At 60.2% G+C, this 26,318-nt stretch carries 24 protein-coding genes; 3 read left to right on the top strand and 21 right to left on the bottom strand.

From position 1 onward, the window contains the following. The 10 genes from A37O_RS0105065 to obgE all read right to left on the bottom strand — a co-directional run bounded on the left by A37O_RS0105065 (nucleotide 1) and on the right by obgE (nucleotide 9,801). The gene (locus tag A37O_RS0105065) at nucleotides 1-669 is read right to left on the bottom strand and encodes a histidine phosphatase family protein (RefSeq protein WP_026196161.1); all 669 of its coding nucleotides are present in this window, start codon (nucleotides 667-669) and stop codon (nucleotides 1-3) included. Between the two features lie 51 nt (nucleotides 670-720). Then, nucleotides 721-1,194 (bottom strand): ribosome silencing factor, encoded by a 474-nt coding sequence (gene rsfS, locus A37O_RS0105060; protein WP_018296409.1) that lies wholly within the window; start codon nucleotides 1,192-1,194, stop codon nucleotides 721-723. A gap of 177 nt (nucleotides 1,195-1,371) precedes the next feature. Next, complete coding sequence (gene nadD / locus A37O_RS0105055) at nucleotides 1,372-1,989, bottom strand: nicotinate-nucleotide adenylyltransferase (RefSeq protein WP_033377805.1); 618 nt, start codon at nucleotides 1,987-1,989, stop codon at nucleotides 1,372-1,374. A 22-nt stretch (nucleotides 1,990-2,011) separates the two neighbouring features. After that, nucleotides 2,012-2,941, bottom strand: a complete 930-nt coding sequence (locus tag A37O_RS0105050; protein WP_018296407.1) for a cutinase family protein — start codon at nucleotides 2,939-2,941, stop codon at nucleotides 2,012-2,014. Between the two features lie 103 nt (nucleotides 2,942-3,044). Next, nucleotides 3,045-4,334: a glutamate-5-semialdehyde dehydrogenase gene (locus A37O_RS0105045; protein ID WP_018296406.1), complete on the bottom strand. Its 1,290-nt coding sequence runs from the start codon at nucleotides 4,332-4,334 to the stop codon at nucleotides 3,045-3,047. Nucleotides 4,335-4,354: 20 nt separating this feature from the next. After that, complete coding sequence (locus A37O_RS0105040; RefSeq protein WP_018296405.1) at nucleotides 4,355-5,263, bottom strand: D-isomer specific 2-hydroxyacid dehydrogenase family protein; 909 nt, start codon at nucleotides 5,261-5,263, stop codon at nucleotides 4,355-4,357. Continuing rightward, nucleotides 5,263-6,174: a D-isomer specific 2-hydroxyacid dehydrogenase family protein gene (locus tag A37O_RS0105035; protein ID WP_026196159.1), complete on the bottom strand. Its 912-nt coding sequence runs from the start codon at nucleotides 6,172-6,174 to the stop codon at nucleotides 5,263-5,265. Before A37O_RS0105035 ends, A37O_RS0105040 begins: the two co-directional genes overlap by 1 nt. Before the next feature lie 17 nt (nucleotides 6,175-6,191). Continuing rightward, the gene (locus A37O_RS0105030) at nucleotides 6,192-7,112 is read right to left on the bottom strand and encodes a D-isomer specific 2-hydroxyacid dehydrogenase family protein (protein ID WP_018296403.1); all 921 of its coding nucleotides are present in this window, start codon (nucleotides 7,110-7,112) and stop codon (nucleotides 6,192-6,194) included. Nucleotides 7,113-7,114: 2 nt separating this feature from the next. After that, the gene (proB, locus tag A37O_RS0105025) at nucleotides 7,115-8,278 is read right to left on the bottom strand and encodes a glutamate 5-kinase (RefSeq protein WP_018296402.1); all 1,164 of its coding nucleotides are present in this window, start codon (nucleotides 8,276-8,278) and stop codon (nucleotides 7,115-7,117) included. Between the two features lie 23 nt (nucleotides 8,279-8,301). Beyond that, entirely contained in the window at nucleotides 8,302-9,801 is a 1,500-nt protein-coding gene (gene obgE, locus A37O_RS0105020) for a GTPase ObgE (RefSeq protein WP_018296401.1), read from the bottom strand. A gap of 176 nt (nucleotides 9,802-9,977) precedes the next feature. On the opposite strand from obgE, the gene A37O_RS0105015 reads away from it, so the two are divergent. Next, a complete protein-coding gene (locus A37O_RS0105015; RefSeq protein WP_018296400.1) occupies nucleotides 9,978-10,706 on the top strand; it encodes a hypothetical protein in 729 nt (242 codons plus the stop codon). A gap of 90 nt (nucleotides 10,707-10,796) precedes the next feature. Here A37O_RS0105015 and rpmA read toward each other — a convergent pair whose 3' ends face one another. The 4 genes from rpmA to A37O_RS0104995 form a co-directional block, all read right to left on the bottom strand. Next, nucleotides 10,797-11,075, bottom strand: a complete 279-nt coding sequence (gene rpmA, locus A37O_RS0105010; protein WP_018296399.1) for a 50S ribosomal protein L27 — start codon at nucleotides 11,073-11,075, stop codon at nucleotides 10,797-10,799. 31 nt (nucleotides 11,076-11,106) lie between these two features. Continuing rightward, nucleotides 11,107-11,412, bottom strand: coding sequence for a 50S ribosomal protein L21 (gene rplU, locus A37O_RS0105005; RefSeq protein ID WP_018296398.1), 306 nt, complete (start codon nucleotides 11,410-11,412; stop codon nucleotides 11,107-11,109). A gap of 191 nt (nucleotides 11,413-11,603) precedes the next feature. Continuing rightward, nucleotides 11,604-14,834 carry a translation initiation factor IF-2 N-terminal domain-containing protein gene (locus A37O_RS0105000; protein WP_018296397.1) on the bottom strand — a complete coding sequence of 1,077 codons (3,231 nt, stop codon included), beginning with the start codon at nucleotides 14,832-14,834 and terminating at the stop codon, nucleotides 11,604-11,606. 250 nt (nucleotides 14,835-15,084) lie between these two features. Next, nucleotides 15,085-16,791 carry an alkaline phosphatase D family protein gene (locus tag A37O_RS0104995; protein WP_026196158.1) on the bottom strand — a complete coding sequence of 569 codons (1,707 nt, stop codon included), beginning with the start codon at nucleotides 16,789-16,791 and terminating at the stop codon, nucleotides 15,085-15,087. A 254-nt stretch (nucleotides 16,792-17,045) separates the two neighbouring features. On the opposite strand from A37O_RS0104995, the gene A37O_RS14705 reads away from it, so the two are divergent. Next, nucleotides 17,046-18,569 carry a purple acid phosphatase family protein gene (locus A37O_RS14705; protein ID WP_018296395.1) on the top strand — a complete coding sequence of 508 codons (1,524 nt, stop codon included), beginning with the start codon at nucleotides 17,046-17,048 and terminating at the stop codon, nucleotides 18,567-18,569. A gap of 84 nt (nucleotides 18,570-18,653) precedes the next feature. After that, nucleotides 18,654-18,959 carry a GNAT family N-acetyltransferase gene (locus tag A37O_RS0104985; protein WP_018296394.1) on the top strand — a complete coding sequence of 102 codons (306 nt, stop codon included), beginning with the start codon at nucleotides 18,654-18,656 and terminating at the stop codon, nucleotides 18,957-18,959. Nucleotides 18,960-19,059: 100 nt separating this feature from the next. Here the strand turns inward: A37O_RS0104985 and ndk are convergent, their stop codons facing one another. The 7 genes from ndk to A37O_RS0104950 are packed head-to-tail and all read right to left on the bottom strand — an operon-like array spanning nucleotide 19,060 to nucleotide 26,311. Then, nucleotides 19,060-19,470 carry a nucleoside-diphosphate kinase gene (gene ndk / locus A37O_RS0104980; RefSeq protein WP_018296393.1) on the bottom strand — a complete coding sequence of 137 codons (411 nt, stop codon included), beginning with the start codon at nucleotides 19,468-19,470 and terminating at the stop codon, nucleotides 19,060-19,062. Between the two features lie 47 nt (nucleotides 19,471-19,517). Further along, entirely contained in the window at nucleotides 19,518-19,829 is a 312-nt protein-coding gene (locus tag A37O_RS0104975) for a hypothetical protein (protein ID WP_018296392.1), read from the bottom strand. A 37-nt stretch (nucleotides 19,830-19,866) separates the two neighbouring features. Then, nucleotides 19,867-20,661 carry an ATP-grasp domain-containing protein gene (locus A37O_RS0104970; RefSeq protein WP_018296391.1) on the bottom strand — a complete coding sequence of 265 codons (795 nt, stop codon included), beginning with the start codon at nucleotides 20,659-20,661 and terminating at the stop codon, nucleotides 19,867-19,869. After that, entirely contained in the window at nucleotides 20,654-21,520 is an 867-nt protein-coding gene (locus A37O_RS0104965) for an ATP-grasp domain-containing protein (protein ID WP_018296390.1), read from the bottom strand. The genes A37O_RS0104970 and A37O_RS0104965 overlap by 8 nt, the downstream gene beginning before the upstream one ends. 21 nt (nucleotides 21,521-21,541) lie before the next feature. Continuing rightward, nucleotides 21,542-21,991 carry a DUF4233 domain-containing protein gene (locus A37O_RS0104960; RefSeq protein WP_018296389.1) on the bottom strand — a complete coding sequence of 150 codons (450 nt, stop codon included), beginning with the start codon at nucleotides 21,989-21,991 and terminating at the stop codon, nucleotides 21,542-21,544. Continuing rightward, nucleotides 21,992-23,617 carry a bifunctional folylpolyglutamate synthase/dihydrofolate synthase gene (locus A37O_RS0104955; protein ID WP_018296388.1) on the bottom strand — a complete coding sequence of 542 codons (1,626 nt, stop codon included), beginning with the start codon at nucleotides 23,615-23,617 and terminating at the stop codon, nucleotides 21,992-21,994. Next, nucleotides 23,618-26,311, bottom strand: coding sequence for a valine--tRNA ligase (locus A37O_RS0104950; RefSeq protein WP_018296387.1), 2,694 nt, complete (start codon nucleotides 26,309-26,311; stop codon nucleotides 23,618-23,620). It abuts the gene before it with no gap. Between the last annotated feature and the right edge of the window lie 7 nt (nucleotides 26,312-26,318).

Genomic DNA, 26,318 nt, shown 5'->3' with positions numbered 1-26,318 from the left:
TTAAGAGCTCCACCCTTGGTTCCAAGCATCCAAGTACCACTGCGCATCAACGTGATTCTCAGCGGTGAAATCACCATTCATTGTGCCCTCGGTAAAGCGGGGACGCGCAGTCAGCTGGGACGTGTTCGTGTTCTTCAACCCGGAAAGCAGCGGATACTGCGTTGGTGCCAGACCCAGCAGATTGGACGTCAACGCCGAGATCGTCCCGCCGTGGGCGACGATCAGGACTGCTTGCCCCTCCCAGTCGGGAAACGAGGCCATGAGTTCGTCGATAGCCGGGCGGGCGCGCCGGGCGACTTCCAGGCGGGATTCGCCCCCGGGAGGAGCCCACCCTGGATTGTGGCGCCACGCGGCGCGGGCACCGACGTATTCGCTATCGACCTCTTCGTGGGTGCGGCCCTGCCAGTGTCCCAGATCGGTTTCGCGCAAACGCGCATCAATGGTGACGTCGAGGCCGAGCGTGTTCGCGATGATATCCGCGGTGTCTTTTGCCCGAGTCAGATCGGAGGAGACGATCTTGACGATGTTCAGGTTGCCCACATACTTGGCGGCAGAACGTGCCTGCTCGATACCCACGGACGACAGCTGGGTATCTAGCTGGCCCTGCATCCGATGATTCGCGTTGTAGTCAGTCTGTCCATGCCGAAGCATTACCAACTGCCGTCCCATGTTGAACCTCCTCGAAAGTCTGACCACCTGAACAGGAAAACTCTTTAGTGCTTAGTAGTCCTCGTCATCGTCGCTGGGTCCTTCGCCTGCCAGCGGAAGTTCATCAATGCTATCGATTTCTCGGACATTGACGTCGTTCGCCCAATCACCGGGGGTAGGAGCTGTCTCCACACCTTCGACCTCGATGCGAGGGCAATCGGCATAGAGGCGATCCAGGCCATAAAACTCTCGCTCGGATTCGCGCTGCACGTGGACCACAAAAGAACCGTAGTCCAAAAGAACCCACCGGTTCTCGCGGTTGCCTTCCCGACGCTTCGGCTCTGCGCCCTTTAAGGTCAAGGCATCTTCGACTTCCTCGACGATGGCACGGACCTGGCGGTCGTTGGCACCGGAAATGACCACGAAGATGTCGCTGATCGCCATGACATCAGAAACATCGATCACCGCGATGTTGGTGCCAAGCTTGTCATCTGCTGCCTTAGCGGCGATGGAAGCCAGCTCGATGGACTGTTGCGATGCACTCAAATGCTTAAATTCCTTTACTAAAAATTACAAATTCCCTGCGTGATACACGTCAAAACATGCATCCAGGTTCGATTCTTCCAAGTCTCCCACGTTCCAGGCTACTTTTTCCACTTGATTGCCGCGTTTTTGCAATTCGCGCCTAATTTGAGTGGTGCTTAATCCGTGACTAATCCGTGACTAATCCGTATAAAGACCATTCTTGGCGATGAATTGCACCACTCCGTCAGGTACCAGATACCACACTGGGCGACCCTCATGGGCGCGCTCGCGGCAATCAGTGGAGGAAATCGCCATCGCAGGAACATCAATCAAATGAACTTTGTCCTGGTGTTTCTTCGGCAACATTTCCTCGGTCAAGACGTAGCCGGGGCGCGTCACACCAACAAACTCTGCCAGGTCAAACATGTCCTCCCAGTCTCGCCACGACAGAATCGAGGACAGCGCATCCGCACCGGTGATGAAGTATAAATCGTCGTCGGGATACTGTTTGCTCAAATCGGCAAGGGTATCAATGGTGTACGTCGGTCCCGGTCGGTCGATATCGACCCGGGATACTTTGAACCGGGGGTTCGCCGCCGTGGCGATGACAGTCATGAGGTACCGGTCCTCAGACGCGGAGACCTTGCTGTCTGCCTTTTGCCACGGTTCACCGGTGGGCACGAAGATGACCTCATCCAAGGCGAAACGATCCGCCACTTCGCTTGCCGCGACAAGGTGGCCGTGGTGGATGGGATCGAAGGTGCCACCCATGATGCCGATCCGGCGCGGCGCCCGCGTTTCACTCGGAGTACTCATAACCGGAAAGTGTAGCGATAACCTAGCGAACCGCGTCCACCCACTGCCCAAATGAATCAGCGATATGGTCGTCCCACTGGGATTCTTCAGTGAAATAATTCTCGTGCACACCCGGGGTCGACGCCGAGGCAACCAGGATCTGTATCGAGGTGTCGCACACAATATCAATGGGCAAGCAGAAGTTGATCCGCTGGTCAGTTGCAGCAGTTGTCAGCGAGTTCCACGGAGTATTGCCCAGGAAGCCACCCGCGCCGTTTTCCACTCCGATGACTGCAGGATCGAGAAAACTCGTCATCGGGTTACCAAAGTAGAGCACCCCCGCGAGCTGTCCCCGCTGCGCTAGTTCGCGCTCGTGTCCCTGCAGGATCGCAGCACCCTGGGAATAGCCGACAAGCACGTAACTGGGCGTACAGCCGGTTGCAGACTCGTAGTCGTCGATATGCTTCATGACACCGTCGTGGCCCTGGACTGCCGAGCTGATCAGCGACTTGGCCAACGAGGGAAGGTCGTCGATGACAGAGGGGCCGGGACCCACGATCCTGGCGAGCTCTTCCATGATCGACTCTTCGGATTCCAAATTCGGCGTCTCCGACTCCTGCGGACCAGCCTGATAGTACGTGTCGTCGATCCCGATCACGTCGACGCCGTGCATCAGGGACGCACCATTGTGGGTTTCCTGGTAGCGGGCCTCGCTCATGTGCAGGAACTCGCGGATGTGTTCCGCTTCCCACCCGTTGGACATGCGCGAATCTGTGGCGGAGTACTGGGTGGGGGTGATGTGGGTGTTTTGCCCCGATCCGCGGGCTGCAACGACGGCGACGTCGGCGCAGGTGTGCTCGTCGGGTTGTGCAACGCCGGCGTGCGCGACCCCGGAAAATAAGTGGAAAGAAGTAAAAAATGTTGTCAGAGCAGCGATCACGCTGGTGACAACCCTAATTGTTCGGCTGAACATAGAGCTTCCCTTTCGGGCAACGGTTGCGGAATCAATTAAAAATAAGTTTCCTTTACGCTATCCCAACCCGCGGGCACCCGCAGCGAAACCCTCAAGCCGAATCTTATGGGCGAGTTTGCCCGGTGCCTTCCAGGATCCACTTGGTGCTGGTCAGCTCTGGCAATGCCATCGGGCCGCGCGCGTGGAGCTTCTGGGTGGAGATGCCAATCTCGGCACCCATGCCGAATTGCTCGCCGTCGGTAAACGCCGTCGACGCGTTGAGCATCACCGCCGCGGAGTCGACCTCGTTGGCGAATTTCTGCAGGGTGTATGCGTTCAGCGATGCGATGGCCTCGGTGTGGCCGGTCGACCACTGCGCAATGTGGTTGATGGCGCCTTCGACACCATCGACAACAGCACAAGCAATGTCGAAGGAGAGGTACTCATCGGCCCAGTCGGCTTCCTCTGCCTGGACGATCTCGGTGGCACCCAGGCCTTCGAGCGAAGCCTTCTCGCCGTGCACGGTCACGCCGGCTGCCTGGAGTGCTTCGATGACGCTGATTTTGTCTGCGTCGGCCAGCGCCTCGTCGAGAAGCACCGTCTCTGTCGCATTACAAACCGAGCAGCGCCGCGTCTTGCCGTTGATGACCATGTCGATGGCGGAGTCGAGCTCGGCGTCGCGGTCGATGTAGAAGTGGCAATTGCCGGTGCCGGTCTCAATCGCGGGCACGGTCGCGCCAGTGACTACCGCGTTGATCAGGCGGGCGGAGCCGCGGGGAATGACCACGTCGACAAGACCGCGGGCGGTGATCAGGTCCTGGACGGAGTCGTGGGACTCGCACGGCAAAAGCTGCACGATTTCACGCGGCAGGCCGTGGTCGGCTGCGACCTGCTGCAGGATCTCTACGAGCTTCTCGTTGGAAAAACGCGCGGTGGACGAACCACGCAACAGCGCCACGTTGCCCGACTTAATGGCCAGGCCGAAGGCATCCACGGTCACATTCGGACGCGCCTCGTAAACCATGCCCATCACGCCGAGTGGCACGCGGACCTGCTTCATCTGGATGCCATTAGCCATCACGGAGCCGCGCAGCACCTCGCCGACGGGATCCTGCAGGCCCGCCACCTGGCGCAGGCCGCCCGCGATCCCCTCAATGCGCCCCGCATCAAGAGCCAGGCGATCCACCAATGACTCGGCCATGCCGTTTGCTCGGCCCGCCTCGATGTCCTGGTTATTTGCCGCCAGGATGTCCTCGGTGCGCTCGATGAGGACCTCGGCGGCCGCGAGCAGCAACTCGTCCTTCTTTACTGTCGGCAGCGTTGCCAACACCGGCGCGACCTTTTTCGCGGCAGCGGCTTTGGCTAGTACGTCGTCGCGCTCAGCGGCGCGCTGTTCGGCAGTTTGGGTTCCCATAGGTGATTAGTCTAGCCAGACTAGTAACCGCGCTCAATGTCGATCAGGGTCGGCATGGGACGCCCCTCCTCGAACGCCGCGGCATTGGCAATGATCGTCGGCGCGATGAAGTTTCGCCCCATCTCATCGGTGGTGGCCGTGTGCGGAGTGATCAAACAATTATCCAACTGCCACAGCCGGTGATCCTCGGGTAAGGGCTCGGGGTCGGTCACATCGAGCCCGGCACCGGCAATCTCACCGTTTTCAAGGGCACGGACAAGAGCTCGCGTATCGACGACCGCCCCGCGCCCCACATTGATCACGATCGCAGTGGTGGGCAGGGCCTGAAACACGGTGTCATCGATCAGCCCTGCGGTTTCATCTGTCAGCGGCAAGATGTTGACCAGGATGTCGGCACGCGGCCAGACCTGCTCCATATCGTGCAGGGTGTGGACTTCGTCGGCGCCCTCGACTGCACGCCCGCTGCGGTTCACCGCGATGATGTGCACACCAAAGACCTTGAGCAGCCGGATGAGCTGTGCGCCGATGCCGCCCGCGCCCAAGATGACCACGGTGCGGCCAGCGTTGGTCAGCAGCTGGAGGCGCTGATCAATCTCGTCGTAGGCGTCGAAGGAGCCCGCAGTGATGGCCAATTTGTGTTGGTGCATGACCGACAGGATGTGTGCTAGGGCCGCCTCCGCGACCGGTTCCGCGAAGGCTCCTGCCGCGTTCGTCCACGGCACGTCCGTTTTGCGGATCAGGTGTGCCACCCGGTTGATCCCCGCGGCGTGGAATTGCACCCACTGGATGTTGGGAGGAAGTACGTCGAATTCCTCACCCCGGTGAATCAAAAAGTCCGCGTCGGTGAGCTCCGCAACATAGGTGTACCCGGCGTCTTCCACCTTGGCCACGACGTCTGCCCAGGGCTCGCCGATGAATGTGAACTTCATTAGTAACCCCGGGTGACATCCACCTCGGTAGGCATCCGCTCCCCCGCCGCTAAGGCTTCCCAGCTGCGTACGGTCAGTTCGCCGACGCGCTGATGCAAGAAGCGGGCGGTGTTGGCGGTGTGCGGGGTGATCACCACATTTGGCATGGTCCACAGCGGCGAATCGTCGTGAAGCGGCTCAGGGTCGGTGACATCGAGGCCCGCACCCGCGATTGTGCCGTCGCGCAGGGCGGCGATGAGGTCCTCGGTGACCACGAGCGGGCCGCGAGCGACGTTGATGATGACGGCGTTGCGCTTCATCTTTGCCAAGACCTCTGCATTGATCATGCCGCGGGTCTCGGTGGTCAGTGGGGCGAGGATAACGAAGTAGTCGGCGGTAGGCCACACGCTGTTGACCTCAGAGAATGCCACGGATTCGTCGGCGCCTGGCACCTCGCGGCCGGTCCTGGTCACGGCGATGGTCTTCGTGCCGAAGGCGTTCAGCAGCGCGATGAGGCGACGCCCAATACCGCCGGCACCGATGATGGCGACGGTCTTGTCCTCGAAGAGGAACTCGGTCTTTGCCTCGACCTCGGGGCGCACCTCCCAGCTGGTGACTTCTTTGTGCCGATGCAGCACGGCGAGCAATAGGCCAACCGCGGACTCAGCGACGGTGTCATCGTAGACACCCGCAGCGTTAGCCCAGCGCACACCGGACGAGGCGAGGATGCCGGATTGATCAAGTGCCTCGATGCCCGCGAACGCCGCCTGGACCGCTTGCACGCTCTCGGGAAGGGGATCCGGTAAATCGTCGGGGCCGCCATTAAATACCAGCATGTCCGGCGACTCGTCGAGGCCGACATGGAGGTGGCCTTGAGCTTCAATATCGGCCACGGAATCGGACCACACGTTCGGGAGCATAGTAAATTTCATGCCCCCACCCTAGCGAACTAGTAGCCCCGCCACGGGTCGATTTCCGTGGGCATCTCCTCGCCTGCCTCGAACGCGCGGGCATTTTCGACGATGTACGGAGCGATAAATTTCCTCCCCGTCGACCCCGTTGTCGCTGTGTGCGGCGTGATCATGCAGTTGTGCAATTGCCACAGGCGATGGTTCTCGGGCAAGGGTTCCGGGTCGGTCACATCCAGTCCAGCACCCGCGATCATGCCGTGTTCAAGAGCGTAGACCAGATCATCAGTGTTGAGCACGGGACCGCGGCCCACGTTCACCACGATGGCGTGATCCGGGAGAGCCGCGAAAACATCCTTGTTGATTAGCCCCAGGGTGTCCTCTGTCAGGGGCAGGAGGTTAATCACCACGTCCGAGCGCTCCCAGACACTTTCGACATCGTCAAACGTGACCACTTCGGTAGCGCCTGGAACGTCGCGACCGGAGCGGTTCACTGCGAGGGTGGTGACGTTGAATCCCTGCAGCATTTTGATCAGGCGCCTGCCAATGCCTCCCGCGCCGAGGATGGTGACGGTGCGGTTATCGTCGGCAAGCACTTGGGTGTGCCGATCGAGCTCACCGCGGGCCTGGAAAGTAGAGGCGGCGATGGCGGGTTTGTGCTGGTGCATGACGGAAAGCGTGAGTGCGAGCGCGGCCTCCGCCACGGGGGCGCCGTAGACACCGGAGGCATTTGCCCAGCGCACACCCGTGGCCTGCGAGGTGTGCTGGATCGTATCTAGGATGCGGTCGATGCCGGAGTACACGTACTGCACCCACTTGATGTTGGCGGGGAGTTCCTCGATTCCTTCGCCGCGGTGAATCAGGAAATCGGCGTGGTCTAAATCAGGGACGTACTCGTGGCCGGCGGCTTCGACTTCCGCGACGACCTCGTTCCAGGGGGAACCAAGAAACGTGAACTTCATACCTACAGCCTAGACGCGAAGTTGGACAGGTAATCTGCGTGCACCACGGGGCGGCGCTGATCTTCGGGCAGCTCGTTTGTGTGCTTGCCCAGAATGCCTCCCAGCACCGCGGAATCGTAATTGACCTCGCCGCGGCCCACCTGAACACCGTTGGGGCCAAGGATTTCCACGATGTCGCCGGCGTGGAAATCGCCTTCCACGGCAGTAATGCCCACGGCCAGCAGCGAGGTGCCGCCCCGGGTGACGGCTTGGACTGCGCCTTCGTCGAGACGCAAAATGCCCTCAGCGTCGGCAGCGTAGAGCGCCCAGAACTTCCAGGCGTTGAGCTGGACCTCGGTGCGGGTATGGAACACGGTGCCCACCGATGCGTCCTTCAACGCCACATCAATCTGGTCGGAGGCAGCGAGCAGAACGGGAACGCCACCGCGTGCGGCGAGGCGCGCCGCCGACACCTTTGAGGCCATGCCACCGGTGCCCAGCTTGCCGCCATCGCCCGCCACGACGGACGACAGGTCGCGACCGGTGCGGACCTCATCGATGAAGCGTGCGTCGGGCTCGCTCGGGTTCTTGTCGTAGAGACCGTCCACATCGGAGAGGAGCACGAGCGCGTCGGCCGCCGTCAGCGTCGCCACAATCGCCGAGAGCCGATCGTTATCGCCGAAGCGCATTTCCGATGTGGCCACGGTGTCGTTTTCATTCACGATGGGCACGGTGCCCAACTGGCGCAGCCGATCGATGGTGCGCTGCGCGTTGCGGGCGCGCTCACGTTTTCCCGCATCTGCTGCAGTGAGCAGGACCTGGCCGACCGTACGGCCGTAGCGGGCAAAGGACTCCGCCCACACCTGGGCGAGGTGCATCTGGCCCACCGCCGCCGAGGCCTGCTTGGTCGCCAGATCCTGGGGGCGCACCTTCAAGCCAAGTGGTGCGAGACCGGCGGCAACGGCACCAGAGGAGACCACCACGATGTCGGAGCCTGCGGCCATGCGCGCCTCAAGCGCATCAACAAGATGATCAATCTTCGCGCGGCTGACGGACAGGTCCTCGTTGACCAGACTCGTGGTTCCGAACTTGACCACAACGCGCTTCGCCGAGGCAATCTGATCGCGCAGCGGCGAGGAGAGGTTTGTGGTCTGGTTGGAAACTGGGCTCGAGGTAAAGCTAGTCATGGACCCCAATCCTAGTGGACGAGCTAGCCCTGCCAGCGCTCGCGCTCAGCCTCACGCTCATCGCCGTAATCAAACTCGTCGATCAGACCACGGCGAGCCTGCGAGGCACGCTTACGCTCTTCAGGCGAGGCACGCTTCGTGTGATGCATACGCGCATCGTGGCCACGTCCTGCCAGCGTCGGATCGCCCGCCAGGGATGGCTCCCAATCGAAGGAAATCTCGCCGATGGACACGGTCGCGCCTTCCTTCGCTCCAAGCTTGCGCAACTTGTCTTCCACGCCGGCCTTGTTCAGGCGATCCGAGAGGTAGCCCACGGCCTCGTCGTTTTCGAAGTCTGTCTGGCGAATCCAGCGCTCAACCTTCTCGCCGACAACGACGAAGGCACCTGGGAACTCCGGATCCGGCTCGACAACGATGCCACTGCGCTGATCCACCGCTTGTGGTCGGATCACAGTGGCTGCAGCAGTCTTATCTGGCTTCGGACGCTTCTTGCGTGCCTTCTTCACAATCTCCCAAAGCGCCCACGTCAGCTCGTCGAGACCCTGGCGTGCGACAGCAGAAATGATGAACACCGGCCAGCCGAAGCGTTCCTCGAGGTCCGCCTTGACGAACTCCGCGAGCTCGCGCGCGTCCGGAACATCGGCCTTATTCAGCACGATCAGGCGCGGGCGATCGCGCAGATCACCCAGACCAGAGTCGTGGTCGAGGGCCTCAGCATAAGTATTGAGCTCCGCTTCGAGTGCCTCAATATCAGACTCCGGGTCGCGGCCCGGATCCAGATTCGCCGTATCGACCACATGCACCAGAACAGCGGTGCGCTCAATGTGGCGCAAGAAGTCGAGGCCGAGCCCCTTGCCCTGGCTTGCGCCCGGGATCAGCCCTGGCACATCGGCAATGGTAAACGTGTCGTCGCCGACATTGACCACGCCAAGGTTCGGCTTCAGGGTGGTGAACGGGTAGTCGGCGATCTTCGGCTTCGCGGCAGAGAGAACAGAAATTAACGACGATTTACCTGCCGAAGGAAAGCCAACGAGGCCAACATCGGCCATGGATTTGAGCTCGAGTGTGAGATCCAGCATCTCGCCGGGCTCACCCTTGAGCGCAAAACCAGGTGCCTTGCGCTTCGTGCTGGCCAACGCTGCGTTGCCGAGTCCGCCGAATCCACCCTGAGCTGCGATAAAACGGGTGCCCGGAACAACGAGGTCGGCGAGGATCTCGTCCTTCGCATTTTTCACTACGGTACCTACGGGTACCGGCAGGATCAGGTCCTCCCCGCGGGCACCATTGCGGTGATCGCCCTCGCCGTTAGCGCCGCGACCCGCCTTGATGTGTGGACGGTACTGGAAGTCCAGCAGGGTGTGTACCTGCGTGGATACCTCAAACACGACGTCGCCGCCGTGTCCGCCATTACCGCCGTCTGGCCCACCGAGTGGCTTGAACTTTTCGCGGTGCACGGAGACACATCCGTGCCCGCCGTCCCCAGATTGAAGGTGGAGGACTGCGCGGTCAACAAATTGTGCCATGATCGTGCCTTTCTAGCATGTGTAATAGTGCCTGATGGTAGCAGTAGTTGTGCCCGGTTAAAACTAAGTGAAATGGAACCGGGCATATGACCGGATGACAGGAAGTACAATCAGAGCATCCTGAATTTCGGGGTTTAATCTGATTTTTTCCGAACAAATATGAAAGTAGGAACCCGATGGCGTACGACTTCGTGCTATTCGCACCCGACGAGAAGCTCTTACTGGGTAGTCGCGCGTGGCAGCAGCTCCGCCTCCGCTTAGACAAAGCCGAAACCACTACAACCGAGGAGCTCCTGAGTCTGCGCGACACCATCAATGCCCAGGCTCAGCACCTCCCACAGGAAGGCATCACTCTGGCGGACTCCACGACGATTGTGCGCGGAGATCGTTGCCTCGTGGTGTCAGTGACCGAGGATTCCCTCCAGGATGCGGCCGTGTGGCTGCTTAGCCTGGCCACTCAGCAACATCTCGGGTTGGCTACCGCCACCGATAAGGAAGTCATCCTCGTCGGCGACGAAATCACGGAATTTTCTACCGAAACCGCAAGTCTAGATCTTCCCGTGGTCTCCCCTGGTTCTGTGAAGGAATTGCTGCGTGAGGTCGAATCCGATCAGGTTGAGGCTGCGGACGATGACTTCGTCGCGAATATGCTCATCGTCTCGGATAACGAGGCCACCGAGCAGTACCTCCAAGCAACCTATTCCGCTGAATCGGCTGACTGGTTAGTCGAGCTGCGTCAGGGATCGGTGGCGAAGCACTGGCAGACCCGGATCGCGTCACTCGACGAGGTCCAAAGCATCTTCTCTAGCTTTATAAACCGTGACAAGGGGTTGCGTTCGCAGTACCCGTGGAAGCACTTGGAAATTCCCGAAGCTGCCATTGATTACCGCGATCACGACCACTAAGTGTTCAGTTAATTGCTCCGATTGCTTAAAAAAACTAATACCGCCACTCACCCGGGCTCCGGGGAGTAGCGGTATTAGTTTTATGAAAGCTTACGCAGTTGCTTCAGCGACCTGCTCTTGAGCAGGAACGATGTTGACAATGCGACGGTTGCGCTTGATACCGAACTGAACGGAGCCAGCTGCAAGAGCAAAGAGAGTGTCGTCGCCGCCGCGGCCCACGTTCTCACCTGGGTGGAACTTGGTACCACGCTGACGGATGATGATCTCGCCTGCCTTCACCTGCTGACCACCGAAACGCTTAACGCCAAGACGCTTTGCCTCGGAGTCACGACCGTTAGAGGTGGACGATGCGCCCTTCTTACTTGCCATGTTCTTCCTCCTTTAAGGAAAATTTCTCGGCTTACTTAACGCCGGTGATCTTCAGAACAGTCAGTGGCTGACGGTGTCCGAGACGACGCTTGTAACCAGTCTTGTTCTTGTACTTCAGGATATCGATCTTCGGGCCCTTACCGTGCTCGACGATCTCTGCAGAGACAGCAGCCTTAGCCAGGTCATCTGCCTTTGTGGTGACGTTGGCACCATCGACAAGTAGAACCGGGGTGAGAGCCACGGCGTCGCCTGGCTCACCCTCGATCTTCTCGACCTTGACGAGGTCGCCTTCGGCAACCTTGTACTGCTTTCCGCCAGTCTTGACGATCGCGTACATAGAGGGTCACCCCTTATCTAAACTCGCTGGATAATCACACTTTTGTGATTATCTCGATGGACAATGATTGTTAATGTGCTTCAGGGCGCTTACCTCATGCCGAATTCCCTGGAAGGGGAATCAAGGCGGGCGTGCCCTAAAACAGCGACTGTCAAAGATTACACCGTAACCGGCCCAAACTCCAAAACGCCTTAACTTTGAGAACTTCTTCTCGTAGCACGACGACGCCCACGGCCCCGTGATTGCTCACTTCCCTGCGCAGACTTCCGCGCAGAATCCGTTTTTTCGACCGTTTTCTGCGCCTTCGCAGGCTGTGCCGGCTGCTGTGCCTGCTCCGATTTCGGGGCCTGGTTGGTCTCCACGACAGTGGTCCTACGGACCGCGCGACGACGACCACGACTCGAGCCAGATGTCCGAGTGTCCAAGACCTTTTCTACTACAGGCTCACCCGAGCGCTTCGGAGCCGCCTTCGCTGGCTCAGCTTCAGTTGTCTCAGGTGCCGCCTCGACTACGAACTCTTCCTTACGTGGTCGGTGATCCGAACGGGAATTCCCACGGGTCTTGCGTTTGCGACGAGGCGAGCTTTCGAACTCTGCTACTGCTTGCTCGAAGGACTTCTCCCCTTCACCGACAACGCCAGCGGACCCGTCGTCGAGTTCGACGTCAGCCGGGACATCGCGGGGCGCTTCTTGAGTCTCAGCCTGTGCCACAGACTTTGCGTCGGCCTGGGTGGCCTGGGTGGACTGGTCTGTCGAACGACCGCGACCACGCCCACGTCCCCTGCGTCCGCGGCGCCTCGAGCCACGTCGCGACGACTCTTCGCTGTCCTGCGTACCACCCTGAGCATCCGGTTGCGCTTCATCCTGACCGGACTTTTCAACTTGTTCAGACTGTTCGGCCTGCTCTGAAGTTCCAAGCACGGAATCCGCCAGGGCCTCATAATCCTTGGCAGGGCTCGTTAGTTCACGAGACTGCTGCTCCTCGTGGGAGAGGGTCTCTGGTGCGACATCCTCACGCGAATGCATCGCAACTGCGGCAGGGTGTGCGGAAGGATCGTGTTCCGACTTGTGGTGCTTCTTCTGCGTCCGGTCGCGGCGCGCCTGGCCATGACCAGCATCGTGCGCCGAGTCGTGCTCAACGGGATCGTCCTGGACGATGATGCCACGGCCACCACAGCACTCGCACTCCGTGGAGAAGGTCTCCAAAAGCCCCGTGCCCAGGCGCTTTCGCGTCATCTGCACCAGGCCAAGCGAGGTAACCTCCGAGACCTGATGGCGCGTGCGATCGCGCCCCAGCGCCTCCTTCAAACGACGCAGGACGAGCTCCTGGTTTTCCGGCAGGATCATGTCGATGAAGTCGACGATGATCATGCCGCCCAGATCGCGCAGTCGCATCTGACGCACGATCTCCTCTGCGGCCTCCAAGTTGTTGGACGTGACCGTCTCTTCCAAAGACCCGCCCGAGCCCGTGAACTTTCCGGTGTTCACATCGATCACGGTCATTGCCTCGGTGCGGTCGATGACCAAAGTACCGCCCGATGGCAGCCAGACCTTCCGGCCGAGTGCTTTCTGCAGTTGCTCGTCGACACGATGTTCCTCGAAGGCATCCGCGCCACCGTGCGCGCCGCGATCAAACTTCACCAAACGATCGGAGAGATCCGGTGCGACGTTGTCGACATAGTTGTGCACGACGTTCCACGAACGGTTGCCGTCGACGATCAATTCCTTGAAGTCCTCATTGAACAGGTCACGAATGACCTTCACCAGCATGTTTGGCTCTTCGTAAAGAGTGACAGGCTTCGCTCCCTTCGAGGATTTCTCCTTCGCCGCTTGCTCTTGGATCGCCTCCCACTGCGTATGCAGACGATTCACGTCAGCTGCAATCGCCTCTTCTGACACGCCTTCGGCGGCGGTGCGGATGATCGCGCCGCCCTTGCCCGGAACGACATTGTTCAAAATGTCCTTCAAGCGCTTGCGCTCCGGGGCGGGAAGCTTCCGGGAAATACCCGCGCTGCGTCCGCGCGGAACATAGACCAGGTAGCGGCCAGCAAGGGAGATCTGCGTGGTCAGACGCGCACCCTTATGCCCCACGGGATCCTTGGTCACCTGCACAACCACCTGATCGCCGGACTTGAGTGCGTGCTCGATCTTGCGCGAGCGCCCGCCGAGGCCTGCGGCCTTCCAGTCCACCTCGCCGGCATAGAGCACACCGTTGCGACCCTGGCCGATGTCAATAAATGCGGCCTCCATCGACGGCAGCACGTTTTGCACACGACCCAAGTAGATGTTGCCAATCATCGAGGTGTTCTCATCCGAGGTGACAAAGTGCTCAACCAAAAGGCCGTCCTCAAGCACACCGACCTGCGTGATCCGGCCATGGTGATCGTGGCGTTCACGTTCGCGCACGATCATCGAGCGCTCCACGGACTCCCGGCGCGCCAGGAATTCGGCCTGCGAGACGATCCGAGAGCGCTTCCGGCCTTCGGCACGACGCTCGCTGGTGCGGCGGCGCTGCGCCTCCAAGCGCGACGACCCCTTGATTGCCACCGGCTCATTGGTCAGCTCTGGCTGCTCCTCGTCGACCACGAAGTCGTGGTCAGCTACGTCTGTACCGTGGTCAGCGACGCTGTCCTGCGCAGACTCGTCGGCGTCGACCTTGTTGTCCGCTGAGTTTGCTTGACGACGATTCCCCTGCCCCGGCTGGGCACTGTCCGCCGTCCGACGAGCGCGACGGCGCTCCGCACGCTCGGGTGCCTTGAACACGGGAGCATAGGCTTCCACTGAGGACTCCTCGGCAGGTGCCGGTGTAATCTCCGGGGTGATATCCGACAACGGTTCCTCGTCGGAAGTATCCGCGACGTCTGCAACTACCTCGGTGTCATCGGCTTCGTTGTCATGTGCTTCAGCATCGCTGGCCAGATCCGAATCAACCTTGACCTCGATCTGGTGAATTTCGTTCGCTACATCCTTGCGGACCCGCTCGCGAATCTTTTCGTCAACCTCGGCTGCGACTTCCTCCGGCACCATCGAGTCCACCGTCGGGTCGGCTGCTGCACCTTGGAGGGTATCAATTAGTTGTAAAGCTTCAGCGCGGGTCAGCGTGGATTGAGCAACCTTGACCAATCCCATCCCGTTGAGTGCGATGACCACGTCTTTCGACGGCAGGCCCAACGCCTTCGCCAGCGCGAATACGCGAATCTTCTCGCCGATGGTTGAGCGATCAAACGACTGCAATTGGCTTTCTACAGGAGCTTGCTCCGACGATTTCTGTGCCGATTTCTTCGTTGACTTCTTGGTCGACTTCTTTGTTGCGCGCTTGCGAGTCTGCTTTGTCGCTTTCTTTGCAGTGCGCTGAGTATTTTCAGTATTTTCCGATTCGTTTGAGTTATTTTTATTGTCGTTATTGTCACTGTTGTCAGCCACGACGGTCTCCTATTGTTACGCCCGTTGGACACAGCCACCGGGCGCTGGCGATGTAATCTGCGGGTTTCTTAACCCATCGCCGCCGCCACACAGGGACCACGCTCACAACGGAACTGGTGTTGTATTACCAAAAGCTTTCTCGACGCGCCCTTTGACTGGCCCCTGAAGGGTCTAGCCGGTACGCGCTGCATTCCATTGTGGCACAGCTTGACTATAAAGCAGCGTTCAACCTTCACTCGGCCCAACGAAATTACTGAACAAATCCCGCCTGCGGGGACCACTGCTTGGTCACGGCCAGGTGCACCGGTGCGTTATCTACCTCAACGTCAGAGACGCGGTAGTACTCCATGCTCACCTGATCGGGGCGGATACGCGCCACGGCAAAACCATGCGCATCGAAGTCGAGGTGCTTCACCCAAGGGTTCTGACCACGAACAACATCTTCAACCAAGAGGGTGACCTCGTTGTTCTCCGGCACGTACTGCCCAGTGTTGGAGGTAATGATCTCGTCAACGTTGGGTGCCGAGATACTCGTGCCGACCAGTTCTGCGCCGATGCGCTCGTCGCCAAGGTAAATCTCATTGGCCCACTCGGAGTGAATATCGCCCGTGAGGAACAGAACATTGCTGCCTTTATCCTTGAGCTCTTGCAAAAGAATGCGCCGGTCGTTGGCGTAGCCGTCCCACTGATCCGAGTTCAGCGCGATACCGGTCGAGCGCTCGCTAATCCAACCGATCGCCTCGTTCGCCGACGATGCCTGGGAGCTGGTCTCCGGGATGGTACCCAGCTTCAGAGGTGCCATCATCACCGAGTTACCCAGCACATTCCAGGTAGCCTGCGAGGTGCGGATTTGTCCACGCAACCACTCGAACTGCTCGCTGCCCAGCATCGTCCGGTCCGGCGAATTGAAATAGGCCTGGGTGGTCTCTGCGTCGCGGTAGGTCCGCAGATCCAACATTGTCAGCTCCACCAAGGAACCAAAGCGCAGGGAGCGGTAGAGGTGACCACCCTGCGATGGGTTCGATGCTCGCACCGGTAGCCACTCAAAGTACGCCTGCATCGCCGCATTCTTGCGATCCACCCAGCTTCCCTCGGCACCCTCGGTGTGGTTTCCTGCGCCGTCGCGCCACGAGTTATCGGCAGTTTCGTGGTCGTCCCAAATCACGATCCACGGTGCCGCAAGGTGCACTTCCTGCAGGTAGGTGTCCTGCTTGTAGCGACCGTGACGTGTGCGGTAATCCTGCAGAGTGAGGATCTCGTGTGCCGGCCAGTGTGGGCGCGCCACACCGGACTTGCCTGCGTAGCCACCGTTTTCATATTCGTAGATGTAATCGCCGAGGAAGACAACCGCATCAATTTCACCTGCCTGGGCCTGAGCCGCCAAACCTCGGTAGGCAGAAAAGTAACCCGACTCCCAGTTCGCACACGAAGCAACACCAAAGTTCACCTGAGAGTTCTCGGCTGCATAGTCCGGGGCCGTCTTCGTGCGACCAATCGCGGAGGTCTGCTCAAGCGCGTGGAAACGGTAGTAGTACACGGTATCCGGCTCGAGTCCGTGAGGATCGACATGCACGGTGTGGTCGGAGGCAGCCGAAGCGACCACGTCACCCGAGCCAACAATCGTCGAAAAGTCCTGCGTCGTAGAGACTTCCCATTTGACCTGAACATCCTTGCCGACACCCGAGCCAGGAGTCGCCTCTTCACTGACGGTGACGCGCGTCCACAGCACCACGGAATCTGGAATCGGGTCACCCGAGGCGACACCATGCATGAACACGGCGGTCGGTGGAGTGGCGAAGCCCGGCAGCGTCCGGGTCCCAGGCAGCGCTGAGCTTGACGACGACGAGGACTGCGCCTGCGCTGAGGCTGCTCCCCCGGCCGCTACTGCGGCGGTGGCGATGGCTGTAGTTTGCAGGAATCGACGACGGGGTAGACCGTGGGATGTTGAATTACTCACGGTGAACAAACTTTCAAAAATTGCCGCTATTTGGCAAGCAAAGCAGCGAACATTACGCCAACATTAGCGCTCCATTCACACAGTTCATTCAAAGTTAACTCAAAGGAAATTCTTAGTTTTCTCCAAGAAAACTCAATTATTCCAACGTTTATTCAATTGTCATATTTGCGACATATCACTTCGGTTTAATAGCCGGGTCATTGTTTGAATTTTGCCCTGATTGTCCCTGTTTGCATGAACTGAAGAGGTTTTCCGTGCGCCGCACTTCTCCCGTAGCCATCCTTACCGCGCTTGCCCTCGCTGCATCGACCACTCTCGGCGCCCCATCTGCGTCTGCTCAAGATACCCCAACCTATCGCACCATGCTCGGTGTCGGACCCGATGAGTCCGGCGTGCAGCTGTCGTGGCGCTCCGATTACGCGGGCCAAGAATTCGTCCGCGTACACCCGAGCGCTGCTCCCGAGCAGGTCCTGGAATTCGCCGCCTACGACGTCGACGGTGGCGCCCAGCTCTTTAACTCCAAGCACGCTGAAGTCTCCGGACTTGTGCCTGACACCGCCTACTCCTACACGGTTGGCTCCGATGCAGCGGGCTGGTCACCAGCCTACGAATTCACCACCAACGATGCCGATGGAGAGTGGAACTTCCTGGCGTATTCCGATGCGCAGATCGGCGTCGACCTGAAGGTCAAGGAAAACGGTCAGACCTGGCGCGACACCACGCGCGTATCCACCACCAACTACCCGGACGCCTCCTTCCTGCTGCACCTCGGCGACCAGGTTGAGGGCTGGGGCGACAAGGTAGCGCAGTACGCGCAATTCTTCTCCCCTTCCCAGGTGCGCGAGTACCCCACCGCAGTGCTCTACGGCAACCACGAGGACTACCAGCTGGGCAAGCCTTACTTCGACGAGCACTACAACCTGCCGAACGAGCAGGGCAACAGCGCCGACTACTTCTTCGAGCACAACAACGTGCTGTTCATTGGCATCAACTCCATGGACAACACGCCTGCCGACATTACGCGCCACCAGGAATTCATCCGCTCCACAGTGGCAGCCCACGGCGGCGACAAGGATTGGATCATCGCCGGCATGCACCACGCCCCATTCTCCCAGGGCAGCCACACCCACGACTCCGATGTCGAAGCCGTACGCGAAGGACTCGCCCCAACATTTTCCGAGTCGGGTATCGATCTGGTGCTCTCCGGCCACGACCACATCTACACTCGCTCGCATCTGATGGACGGCCTGACCCCACAGGTGCCTGAGGCAACCCCACAGATCGGCGATCGCATCGTTCCGACTGACGGTGAAACCATGTATGTCACCGTCACCACTGCGACGGGCTCGAAGTACTACGACTTCTATGATCAACTGGGTAACTCCCACCCGAACGCAACGCGAGAGGACACCCTGGGTACCGGTCTTGAACTGCCTACCACCGCGTACTGGTACCAGGATTACACCCCGGATTACACCAACATCCAGGTCAGCCCAGACGAGATCACGCTGACTACCCACAACACCTATTCCGATCAGCTCGTCGACGAGGTCACCCTGGCCAAGACCGGCACCCCAGCGGCGACAACTCCTGGTGAGCAGGTCGCCCCCGCACCTGAGGATCCCCGCGATCCTGCGACGGTACTAGCGAACACCGGCTCCTCCCAGGACGAGCTGCTCGACCTGCTCGATACCGTCCTGATTACCACGAACGGTGCCATCAACGAGTACGTCCCTTATTACCGCCGCGTGGCTAATGCCCTGGGCATTCGCTTCTAGTTCTGCCCTTGTCTAGCCCCCTGGTCAACCCTGAATCGGTGGGTGGTTTGTCAACAAAATGTCCGTTTCGACTAGCATGGCACCATGGAAGACAAGCAGAACAATAAGGTTGACATCAAGCACGACCAGGACCTGCGTCGCTACACCATTTCCTATGATGATGGTGCAACACCTGCGGGTTACCTTGAATACGAGGTCTACGGCACCGACCGCTACTTCACCCACACCATCGTGAAGGAAGAATACGGCGGCCGTGGTCTCGCTGGCCTCCTGGTCGGCGAAGCGGCCAAGGACACCTCCGGAAAGGGCCTGACAATTGTGGCCGAGTGCCCATACGTCAAGGACTGGATGAAGAAGAACGACTACCAGGGCGACTGGCGTAACGCTTAAGCGCTCGCCTTCGTCAAAGCATCCTTTACAAATAAAAATCCTGTTCCCAGCACTCGCTGGGAACGGGATTTTTATTGCGTGACGCGCTAAGCGCGAAGTTTTACTTGTTTGGGAACCAGATGCCGATTTCGCGCTCTGCGGACTCAGGAGAGTCAGAGCCGTGAACAACGTTCTCGCCAACGGTCAGAGCGAAGTCGCCGCGGATGGTGCCAGGGGTTGCCTTAGAGACTGGGTCGGTGCCGCCAGCCAGCTGACGCCATGCCTCGATTGCGCGCTCTCCCTCAACGATGCCTGCAACCAACGGTGCAGAGGTGATGAAGTCAACCAGCTCGCCGAAGAAAGGCTTGTCCGAGTGCTCCTCGTAGTGCTTCTCAGCGGTTGCGCGGTCAGCGGTGCGCAGGTCCAGCTCGACGAGCTTGAGGCCCTTGCGCTCGATGCGGGAGATGATCTCGCCAACGTGGCCGTTTGCAACGCCGTCTGGCTTAATAAGGATGAGTGTACGTTCAGTCATGCTAGATAGATTACAAGACGCTTAAATAGTGCGCAGGACCAACCACCCTAACGGTCGAGTTCACGCACCAGGCGCTGCGCATCTTCGGCTGAGGCGTAGCGGAACCACATATGAACCTGCCGGATCGCGCCCGATTCGTTGCCTTCGCGCTTGAGCTGGCGCAGCGTATTTTTCTGGTCTTCTGTCAGTTCCAGCTTCTCGGGTTCCATCTCCGAGGCCTTCTTCATCAGGCCCAGCACCAAGAACACCGCTGCCACTGCCAGGGCGATCCAGCTCAACCAGCTCGATTGTCCCGTCCAGGTCAGAATTAATGCCGCAAAGGTAAACACCGCTGCGAGAGTGAAATAAAGAATCCGCATGACTGCCAGGTTAATCGAGTGGCTTGGTCTTGTCCGTTCACTCAATCGCGTCCACGATGAAACGCAGGTGCTCGGGCACGATATCAATGTCAGTATGCGTGTACAGCATGCGCGTACCCACCACATCCTCGATCTCGTTGAGCACCCACCCACCGCCATGTGGCATGAGGTCAATACCCACGAAACTGCCTCGCAGACTGGGCAGCGCGACCAGGATCTTCTCCACGAGCCCACGTTCCTCAGCGCCAAGCTCGTAGAACCGAGCGCTGCCTCCAAGCGAGAAATTTGAGCGAAAATCACTCGCGGATTCGCGCAACATCGCCGCCACGATCTCCCCGCCGAGCAGGTAAATCCGCAGATCCACGCCGGGAGTATCGGCTAGCTCTTGGGCAAGAAAGACATCGTTTTGCGACGAATAGTTGGCCCACTGCTGCTCATTCTGGATCAGTTCGACCCCTGCGCCCCCGTGGCCGTCGACGGGCTTAGCCACGAAGGGAAACGCGAGAGGTGGCGCAACTGTGGCGCGGTAAGTTTCCAACATCGGGATTCCGCGGGTGGAAAAGTACTGGTACGACGACCACTTGTCGTTGGTCACCGCAGCCACCTCAGTGGGGTTGTGCACGGGGATGCCGAGGCGCTCGCATTCTGCTCGCAGTTGCGGGGCAACGCAGCGGATAATTGCCGCATCGGCGCGCTCAGCTGGGAGGGGCAGGTGCTCGTCGATAAGCGAAATCTTGATGCCCTGCTTCGCGCCGCACTCGATGTAGTGCTCGATCATCCAACCGTTGCGGGCGCGACGCTCTGCGTCGTAGACGAGCCAGAGATTAAGCACTGGTGGTCTGCTCGCGGATATAGGCCATGATGGCATCGCCGATATCGACACCCGTGGTGCGCGACATGTTCACGAAGTGGGCGTTGGAATTGACCTCGCAGACAACGGGCGTGCCGTCGGCGTCGATGAGCAAATCCACACCCGCGAAATCCAAGCCAAGGTGCGCAGACGCTTTGAGCGCCGCCTCGCGCTGGGCCTCGGTGGGTGTGATGGTGCGCGCGGTCCCGCCGTGGGTAAGATTCGCGCGGAATTCGCCGTCGGCCGCGGTGCGCTCGATCGTCGAGACCACCTCGCTACCGACGACTTGGAGGCGCAGATCGCGGCCGGCCGCGGCCTCGACGAACTTCTGCAGCAAACCGGCGCGGTTGCCCAACTGATCCAGCCAGGCAACAAGGTCTTCGCGCGAATGCATCAGGTGGACCTGGGCGCCGAAGGAACCGAAGGATTCCTTGGCCACCAATGGGAGACCGAGCGCTGCGATGGCCTCGTCGACAATGGGCTCGTCGTGCCACTGGACCGGGGTGAAACGCAAGGGAACCAACCAGGTTTCGGGCTGGGCAACTGTGCTGTCGAGGAGGCTGACGTAGGTGAAGTATTTGTCGTCGCAGGCCTCGATCGCGGCGGCGGAGTTGAAACAGCGCACACCGGTGGCCTCGATGCGCCGGGCCATGTGGACGTCTTTGTCCCAGAACAGCACCCAGTCCGGCGTGCTGTGGGCGAGTGTGGGCTGTACCTCGGCGTTGGTGATCAACCGGGCATCAAGACCAGCTCGCTCGGCGGAGCGCTCGAGCCACGTGTGCAGCTCGTCGAACTTGGGCGACGAATAGAAATGGTTGACTACGATCCAGCCGTGGGACATCGGGGGCTCCTTGGGCCGGTGCTAGCCGAGGTGCTGGGTCACCAGCAGGCCGCGCTCCATGCGCTCGATCAGGTTGCGCCGCAGCGTGAGCACAAACCACCACACCAGCGCAAAGATGACACCGATGGCAAAGATCGACCAGTGGATAAACACGCCGAGGAGCAACAGGACCTGGAGGACCAAGGCGGCAGGCAACGCCCACTTGAAGCGGGTCATGAATGCCAGCAGGAAGTGTGCGGCGCCGAGCACCACGATGTAGCCCCAGTTGAAGGTAGTCCACAACGCGCCGTCGTCGATACGCAAAATGACGGTCAACGATAAAAAGATGGTAATCGCCTCGAGGATCAGCGTCGCCGAGAGCACGCCGTTAAGGCCCTTCAACGGGTCCTTCGCCGGTGCATGGCCCTTGCCTAGCGGGCCGACATTCTCCTCGCCGGCGTCGTCGTGGTTGAGGGTCTCGTCGTTACTCATCTAAGAGTCCTTTCCATGTAGTCCATGTAGTCCATACAATGCGCGTGCTTGTCCCGCGGTCACTACTGAACCAGTAATCACAATGCCTGTGCCCAGCTCGGCTTCTTCTTCATCCAACAATTCCCGCGCCACGTCCACGGCCGATGGGAGGTGCTCCTCGACGTGGACGCGCTCGTCACCGAAGATCGAGCGCGCGATCTCGGCCAGCTCGTAGGTGTCCAGGGCGCGCGGAGAGTCTGGCTGGGTGACAACCACTTCTGCCAAAACCGGCTCCAACGCAGCCAGAATACCTGCGACATCCTTGTCCGCCAACACTCCCACCACACCAATCAGGCGAGTGAAATCGAAGTCACGCTCCAGGGCCGCTGCGAGTGCCTGGGCGCCCGCGGGGTTGTGCGTGGAATCGACGAAGGTGGTCGGCGTGGAGCTGACGCGCTCAAGCCGGCCCGGGACCTCCACAGCGGCGAACCCGCGGCGGATGGTGGCTTGGTCGAGCTGGTGTGCCGAGCTCGCGCCGAAGAAGGCCTCCACGGCGGCCAGCGCCACGGATGCGTTTCCAGCCTGGTGCGCACCGGAAAGTGGCAAGAAGATGTCCTCATAAGCACCGCCGAGGCCCTGCAACGTCAGCGTTTGCCCGCCCACGGCAACGATGGATTCCTTCACGTCGAACTCGGAGCCGAAGCGGGCCACGGCGGCATCGGTCTCCACCGCGCGGGCCAGGATGGCCTCCATGGCCTCTGGTTCCTGCTTGGCCACCACGACCACAGCATCCGGGTTGGTGATGATGCCCGCCTTCACCGAGGCAATCTCACCGAGGCTATCCCCCAGGAAGTCTGTGTGATCGAGACCGACAGGCATGATCACGTCCACATCCGCCTGGATGACGTTCGTGGCATCCCAGGTACCGCCCATGCCGACTTCAATAATCGCCACGTCTACCGGCGCGTCCGCGAAGGCGGCGTAGGCGATTGCGGTGAGTACCTCGAACTTGGACAGCGGGGTGTCGAAGCGCTCGTCGACAAGCGCAATGTACGGTGCGATCTCGTCGTAGGTGCGCACGAAATCCTCGGGGTGGATCGGCGCGCCGTCAATGCTGATGGTGTCGGTGATCGTTTCCAGCTGCGGGCTGACAAAGTAGCCGACGCGGCGGTGGAAGGCCTCGAACAGCGTCGAGATCATGCGCACCGCCGACGTCTTTCCGTTCGTGCCCGACACATGAATAGTCTTGAAATTCTGCTGCGGCGAGCCCAAGAAATCCATCAACATGGCAATTTTCTCGGTCGACGGGTCGATCTCGCGCTCGGAGGCACGCTGATCCAGCTCCGCTACGACGCGTGCAAGCTCAGCCAAATCCGCCTCGGTAGCGGGACGATCAATCGGCGCGACCGTCTCGGTTTCGATGTCATCGATATCCGGTTCCTCGTCGACGGCCTGGTGGCCGGCCTCTGCCCCACCGAGGTTGAGCGTGATGCCGTGATCGGTGGTTTGGATATCAAAGTTGGGCTGTTCAGGCAGGTCCTCATCCTCGATATCGTCCGGGTCGTTTTCGAACACGGCTCCAGCGTCAATGGCATCGAGGATGCGCTTGATCGCCTCGTCGTCGGAATGGGAACTCTGATCAGCCATTTACTTCAATGCCTCCAACCGGGTGGTCAGTCGTTCTGATTCTTCCTGCGCCAGCTGCTGACGGTCGCGGATCTTCGCCACCACGGCCTCCGGCGCGTTCGAGAGGAACTGCTCGTTACCCAGCTGCTTCGCGGTGGACTCGAGCTCCTTCTGTGCGGCAGCAAGTTCCTTTTCTAGGCGCTTGCGCTCGGCCGCGACGTCGACGGTGCCCGAGGTATCCAGGGCCACGTCCAAGGTGGTCTGGGAAAGACGCATTTCAATGCTTGCCGACGAGCTGAAGTCCTCGCCCGGTGCCTGAACCTTCGCGATATCGCGCACCAGGGTTTCCTGGCCCTCCAGGTCGGCGGCGACAAAATCAATCTGGCCGGGCACCTTCTGGGAAGGCTTCACACCCTGGTCGGCGCGGAAACGGCGCAACTCGGTGATCAGCTTGATCGCGTCCTCAATACGGGTTGCCGCCACCTCGTCGGTCGCCGCCCCACCGTTGGTATCTGCCTCCGTTGGCCATGTGGCCTGGGTAATGGACTCTTCTTCGGTCAGTGCCTGCCAGAGCACCTCGGTGATGAAAGGCATCGTCGGGTGCAGAAGGCGCAGCACAACGTCGAGTGCGCGGCCCAGCACGATCTGGGTGTTGCGGCCCTGCGCGGTTTCTTCGTCGCGCGGGATCTGGGTCTTGGCAATCTCCAAGTACCAGTCACACAGCTCATCCCAGATGAAGTGGTACAGGTCCTCGTTGGCCTTCGCGAACTGGTAGTCGTCCAGTCGCTCGTCGACACGCGAACGCACCTCTTCGAGACGGTCCAAAATCCAGCGATCCGCGTCGGTGAGCTCCTCGCGCGGAGGCAGCTCGCCCACGGCAGCGCCATTCATCAGGGCGAACTTGGTGGCGTTGTAGAGCTTCGTGGCGAAGTTACGCGCGGCCTGCGCGTTGTCCTCGCCGATCGGCAGGTCCACGCCAGGGTTCGCGCCGCGAGCCAGGGCGAAGCGCAGCGCATCCGCGCCGTACTCGTCGACCCAGTCCATCGGGTTGATGCCGTTGCCCAGCGACTTGGACATCTTGCGGCCCTTTTCGTCGCGCACCAGGCCGTGCAGGTAGAGGTCTTTGAACGGGATCTGCGGGCGACCTTCAGGACCCGCGCCGAGTACCTCAGGGGTCTCGTTGGCTGCGAAGGTACCGAACATCATCATGCGGGCAACCCAGAAGAACAGGATGTCGTAGGCCGTGACCAGTACGGATGTTGGGTAGAACTTCTCCAGCTCGGCGGTCTTTTCCGGCCAGCCCATCGTGGAAAATGGCCACAGCGCAGAGGAGAACCAAGTGTCCAACACGTCTGGGTCCTGCTCGTAGCCGGCCGGTGGCTCCTCATCGGGGCCGACGCAGACAACTTCGCCTTCAGGCCCGTACCAGATAGGAATCCGGTGGCCCCACCAGAGCTGGCGCGAAATGGTCCAGTCGTGCATGTTGTCGACCCACTCGAAGTAGCGCTTTTCCATGCCCTCTGGGTGGATCTTGGTATCACCCTCGCGCACGGCGTCGCCGGCCATCTTGGCCAGCTGCTCGACCTTGACGAACCACTGCAGCGACAGGCGCGGCTCGATGGCCTCGCCGGAGCGCTCCGAGTGGCCCACGGAGTGCACGTATGGGCGCACCTCCTTGGCAATGCGGCCCTGCTCGGCGAGAGCTTCACGCACCTTGACGCGGGCGTCCTCGCGGGTCAGGCCATCAAACTGGGTACCGGTATCGGCGATGCGGCCAGTCTTGTCCATGATGATCGGCATGTCCAGGTTGTGGCGCAGGCCCATCTCGTAGTCATTCGGGTCGTGCGCCGGGGTGATCTTTACAGCACCGGTACCGAATTCCATGTCCACGTAATCATCAGCAACGACCTTGAGCTTCAGGTCATCGCGGAAGGGGTGGTCAAATTCCTTGCCGATGAGGTCCTTGTAGCGCTCATCATCGGGATGCACGGCAATGGCAACGTCGCCGAGCATGGTTTCCACACGGGTGGTGGCAACGATGAGGTGCGGTTCATCGTCGTTAAGCGAACCGTAACGAATGGAAACGAGCTCGCCCTCGACGTCCTTGTACACGACCTCGATGTCGGAGACGGCGGTCTCGAGCACGGGCGACCAGTTGACCAGGCGGTAGTCGCGGTAGATCATGCCTTTGTCGAAGAGCATTTTGAAGATCGTCTGCACGGCGCGCGAGAGGTTGTCGTCCATCGTAAACGCCTCACGCGACCAGTCCACCGAGTCGCCGATGGCGCGCATCTGCGTGGTAATCGTGCCGCCGTACTGCTCTTTCCACTCCCAGACGCGCTTGATAAATTCCTCGCGCCCGTAGTCGTAGCGGCTCTTGCCCTCAGTTTCCTGCAGCATCGCCTCGACCTTGGACTGGGTGGCAATACCGGCGTGGTCCATGCCCGGCAGCCACAGAACTTCAAAGCCCTGCATGCGCTTGCGACGCACCAGCGAATCCGCCAACGTGTGGTCGAGCGCGTGGCCCATGTGGAGCTGGCCCGTCACGTTCGGCGGCGGAAGAACGATGGAATACCCCGGCTTCTCGCTGGCTGGATCGGCCGTGAAGTAGCCCTTCTCCACCCAGTTGTTGTAAATATCCGCCTCTAGGTTCTGCGGCTCCCAATTCTTCGGGAGCGCATCCGCACGATTCTTTCCCACTAATGCATCAGTCACGCCGACT

Source organism: Corynebacterium lubricantis DSM 45231 (assembly GCF_000379425.1).
In the GTDB taxonomy this organism is placed as follows: domain Bacteria; phylum Actinomycetota; class Actinomycetes; order Mycobacteriales; family Mycobacteriaceae; genus Corynebacterium; species Corynebacterium lubricantis.
This window is presented reverse-complemented; position numbering and strand designations above follow the sequence as displayed.

Bases quoted from the DNA above. Each gene is read 5' to 3' on its own strand.
- A37O_RS0104985 (WP_018296394.1), top strand. From the start codon at position 18,654: ATGGAAGACAAGCAGAACAATAAGGTTGACATCAAGCACGACCAGGAC.
- proB (WP_018296402.1), bottom strand. From the start codon at position 8,278: ATGACTAGCTTTACCTCGAGCCCAGTTTCCAACCAGACCACAAACCTC.
- A37O_RS0104960 (WP_018296389.1), bottom strand. From the start codon at position 21,991: ATGAGTAACGACGAGACCCTCAACCACGACGACGCCGGCGAGGAGAAT.
- obgE (WP_018296401.1), bottom strand. From the start codon at position 9,801: ATGGCACAATTTGTTGACCGCGCAGTCCTCCACCTTCAATCTGGGGAC.
- A37O_RS0105030 (WP_018296403.1), bottom strand. From the start codon at position 7,112: ATGAAGTTCACGTTTCTTGGTTCCCCCTGGAACGAGGTCGTCGCGGAA.
- nadD (WP_033377805.1), bottom strand. From the start codon at position 1,989: ATGAGTACTCCGAGTGAAACGCGGGCGCCGCGCCGGATCGGCATCATG.
- A37O_RS0105015 (WP_018296400.1), top strand. From the start codon at position 9,978: ATGGCGTACGACTTCGTGCTATTCGCACCCGACGAGAAGCTCTTACTG.
- A37O_RS0104975 (WP_018296392.1), bottom strand. From the start codon at position 19,829: ATGCGGATTCTTTATTTCACTCTCGCAGCGGTGTTTACCTTTGCGGCA.
- A37O_RS0104955 (WP_018296388.1), bottom strand. From the start codon at position 23,617: ATGGCTGATCAGAGTTCCCATTCCGACGACGAGGCGATCAAGCGCATC.
- A37O_RS0105050 (WP_018296407.1), bottom strand. From the start codon at position 2,941: ATGTTCAGCCGAACAATTAGGGTTGTCACCAGCGTGATCGCTGCTCTG.
- A37O_RS0104965 (WP_018296390.1), bottom strand. From the start codon at position 21,520: ATGTCCCACGGCTGGATCGTAGTCAACCATTTCTATTCGTCGCCCAAG.
- rplU (WP_018296398.1), bottom strand. From the start codon at position 11,412: ATGTACGCGATCGTCAAGACTGGCGGAAAGCAGTACAAGGTTGCCGAA.
- A37O_RS0105035 (WP_026196159.1), bottom strand. From the start codon at position 6,174: ATGAAATTTACTATGCTCCCGAACGTGTGGTCCGATTCCGTGGCCGAT.
- A37O_RS0105040 (WP_018296405.1), bottom strand. From the start codon at position 5,263: ATGAAGTTCACATTCATCGGCGAGCCCTGGGCAGACGTCGTGGCCAAG.
- A37O_RS0105065 (WP_026196161.1), bottom strand. From the start codon at position 669: ATGGGACGGCAGTTGGTAATGCTTCGGCATGGACAGACTGACTACAAC.
- ndk (WP_018296393.1), bottom strand. From the start codon at position 19,470: ATGACTGAACGTACACTCATCCTTATTAAGCCAGACGGCGTTGCAAAC.
- rpmA (WP_018296399.1), bottom strand. From the start codon at position 11,075: ATGGCAAGTAAGAAGGGCGCATCGTCCACCTCTAACGGTCGTGACTCC.
- A37O_RS0105045 (WP_018296406.1), bottom strand. From the start codon at position 4,334: ATGGGAACCCAAACTGCCGAACAGCGCGCCGCTGAGCGCGACGACGTA.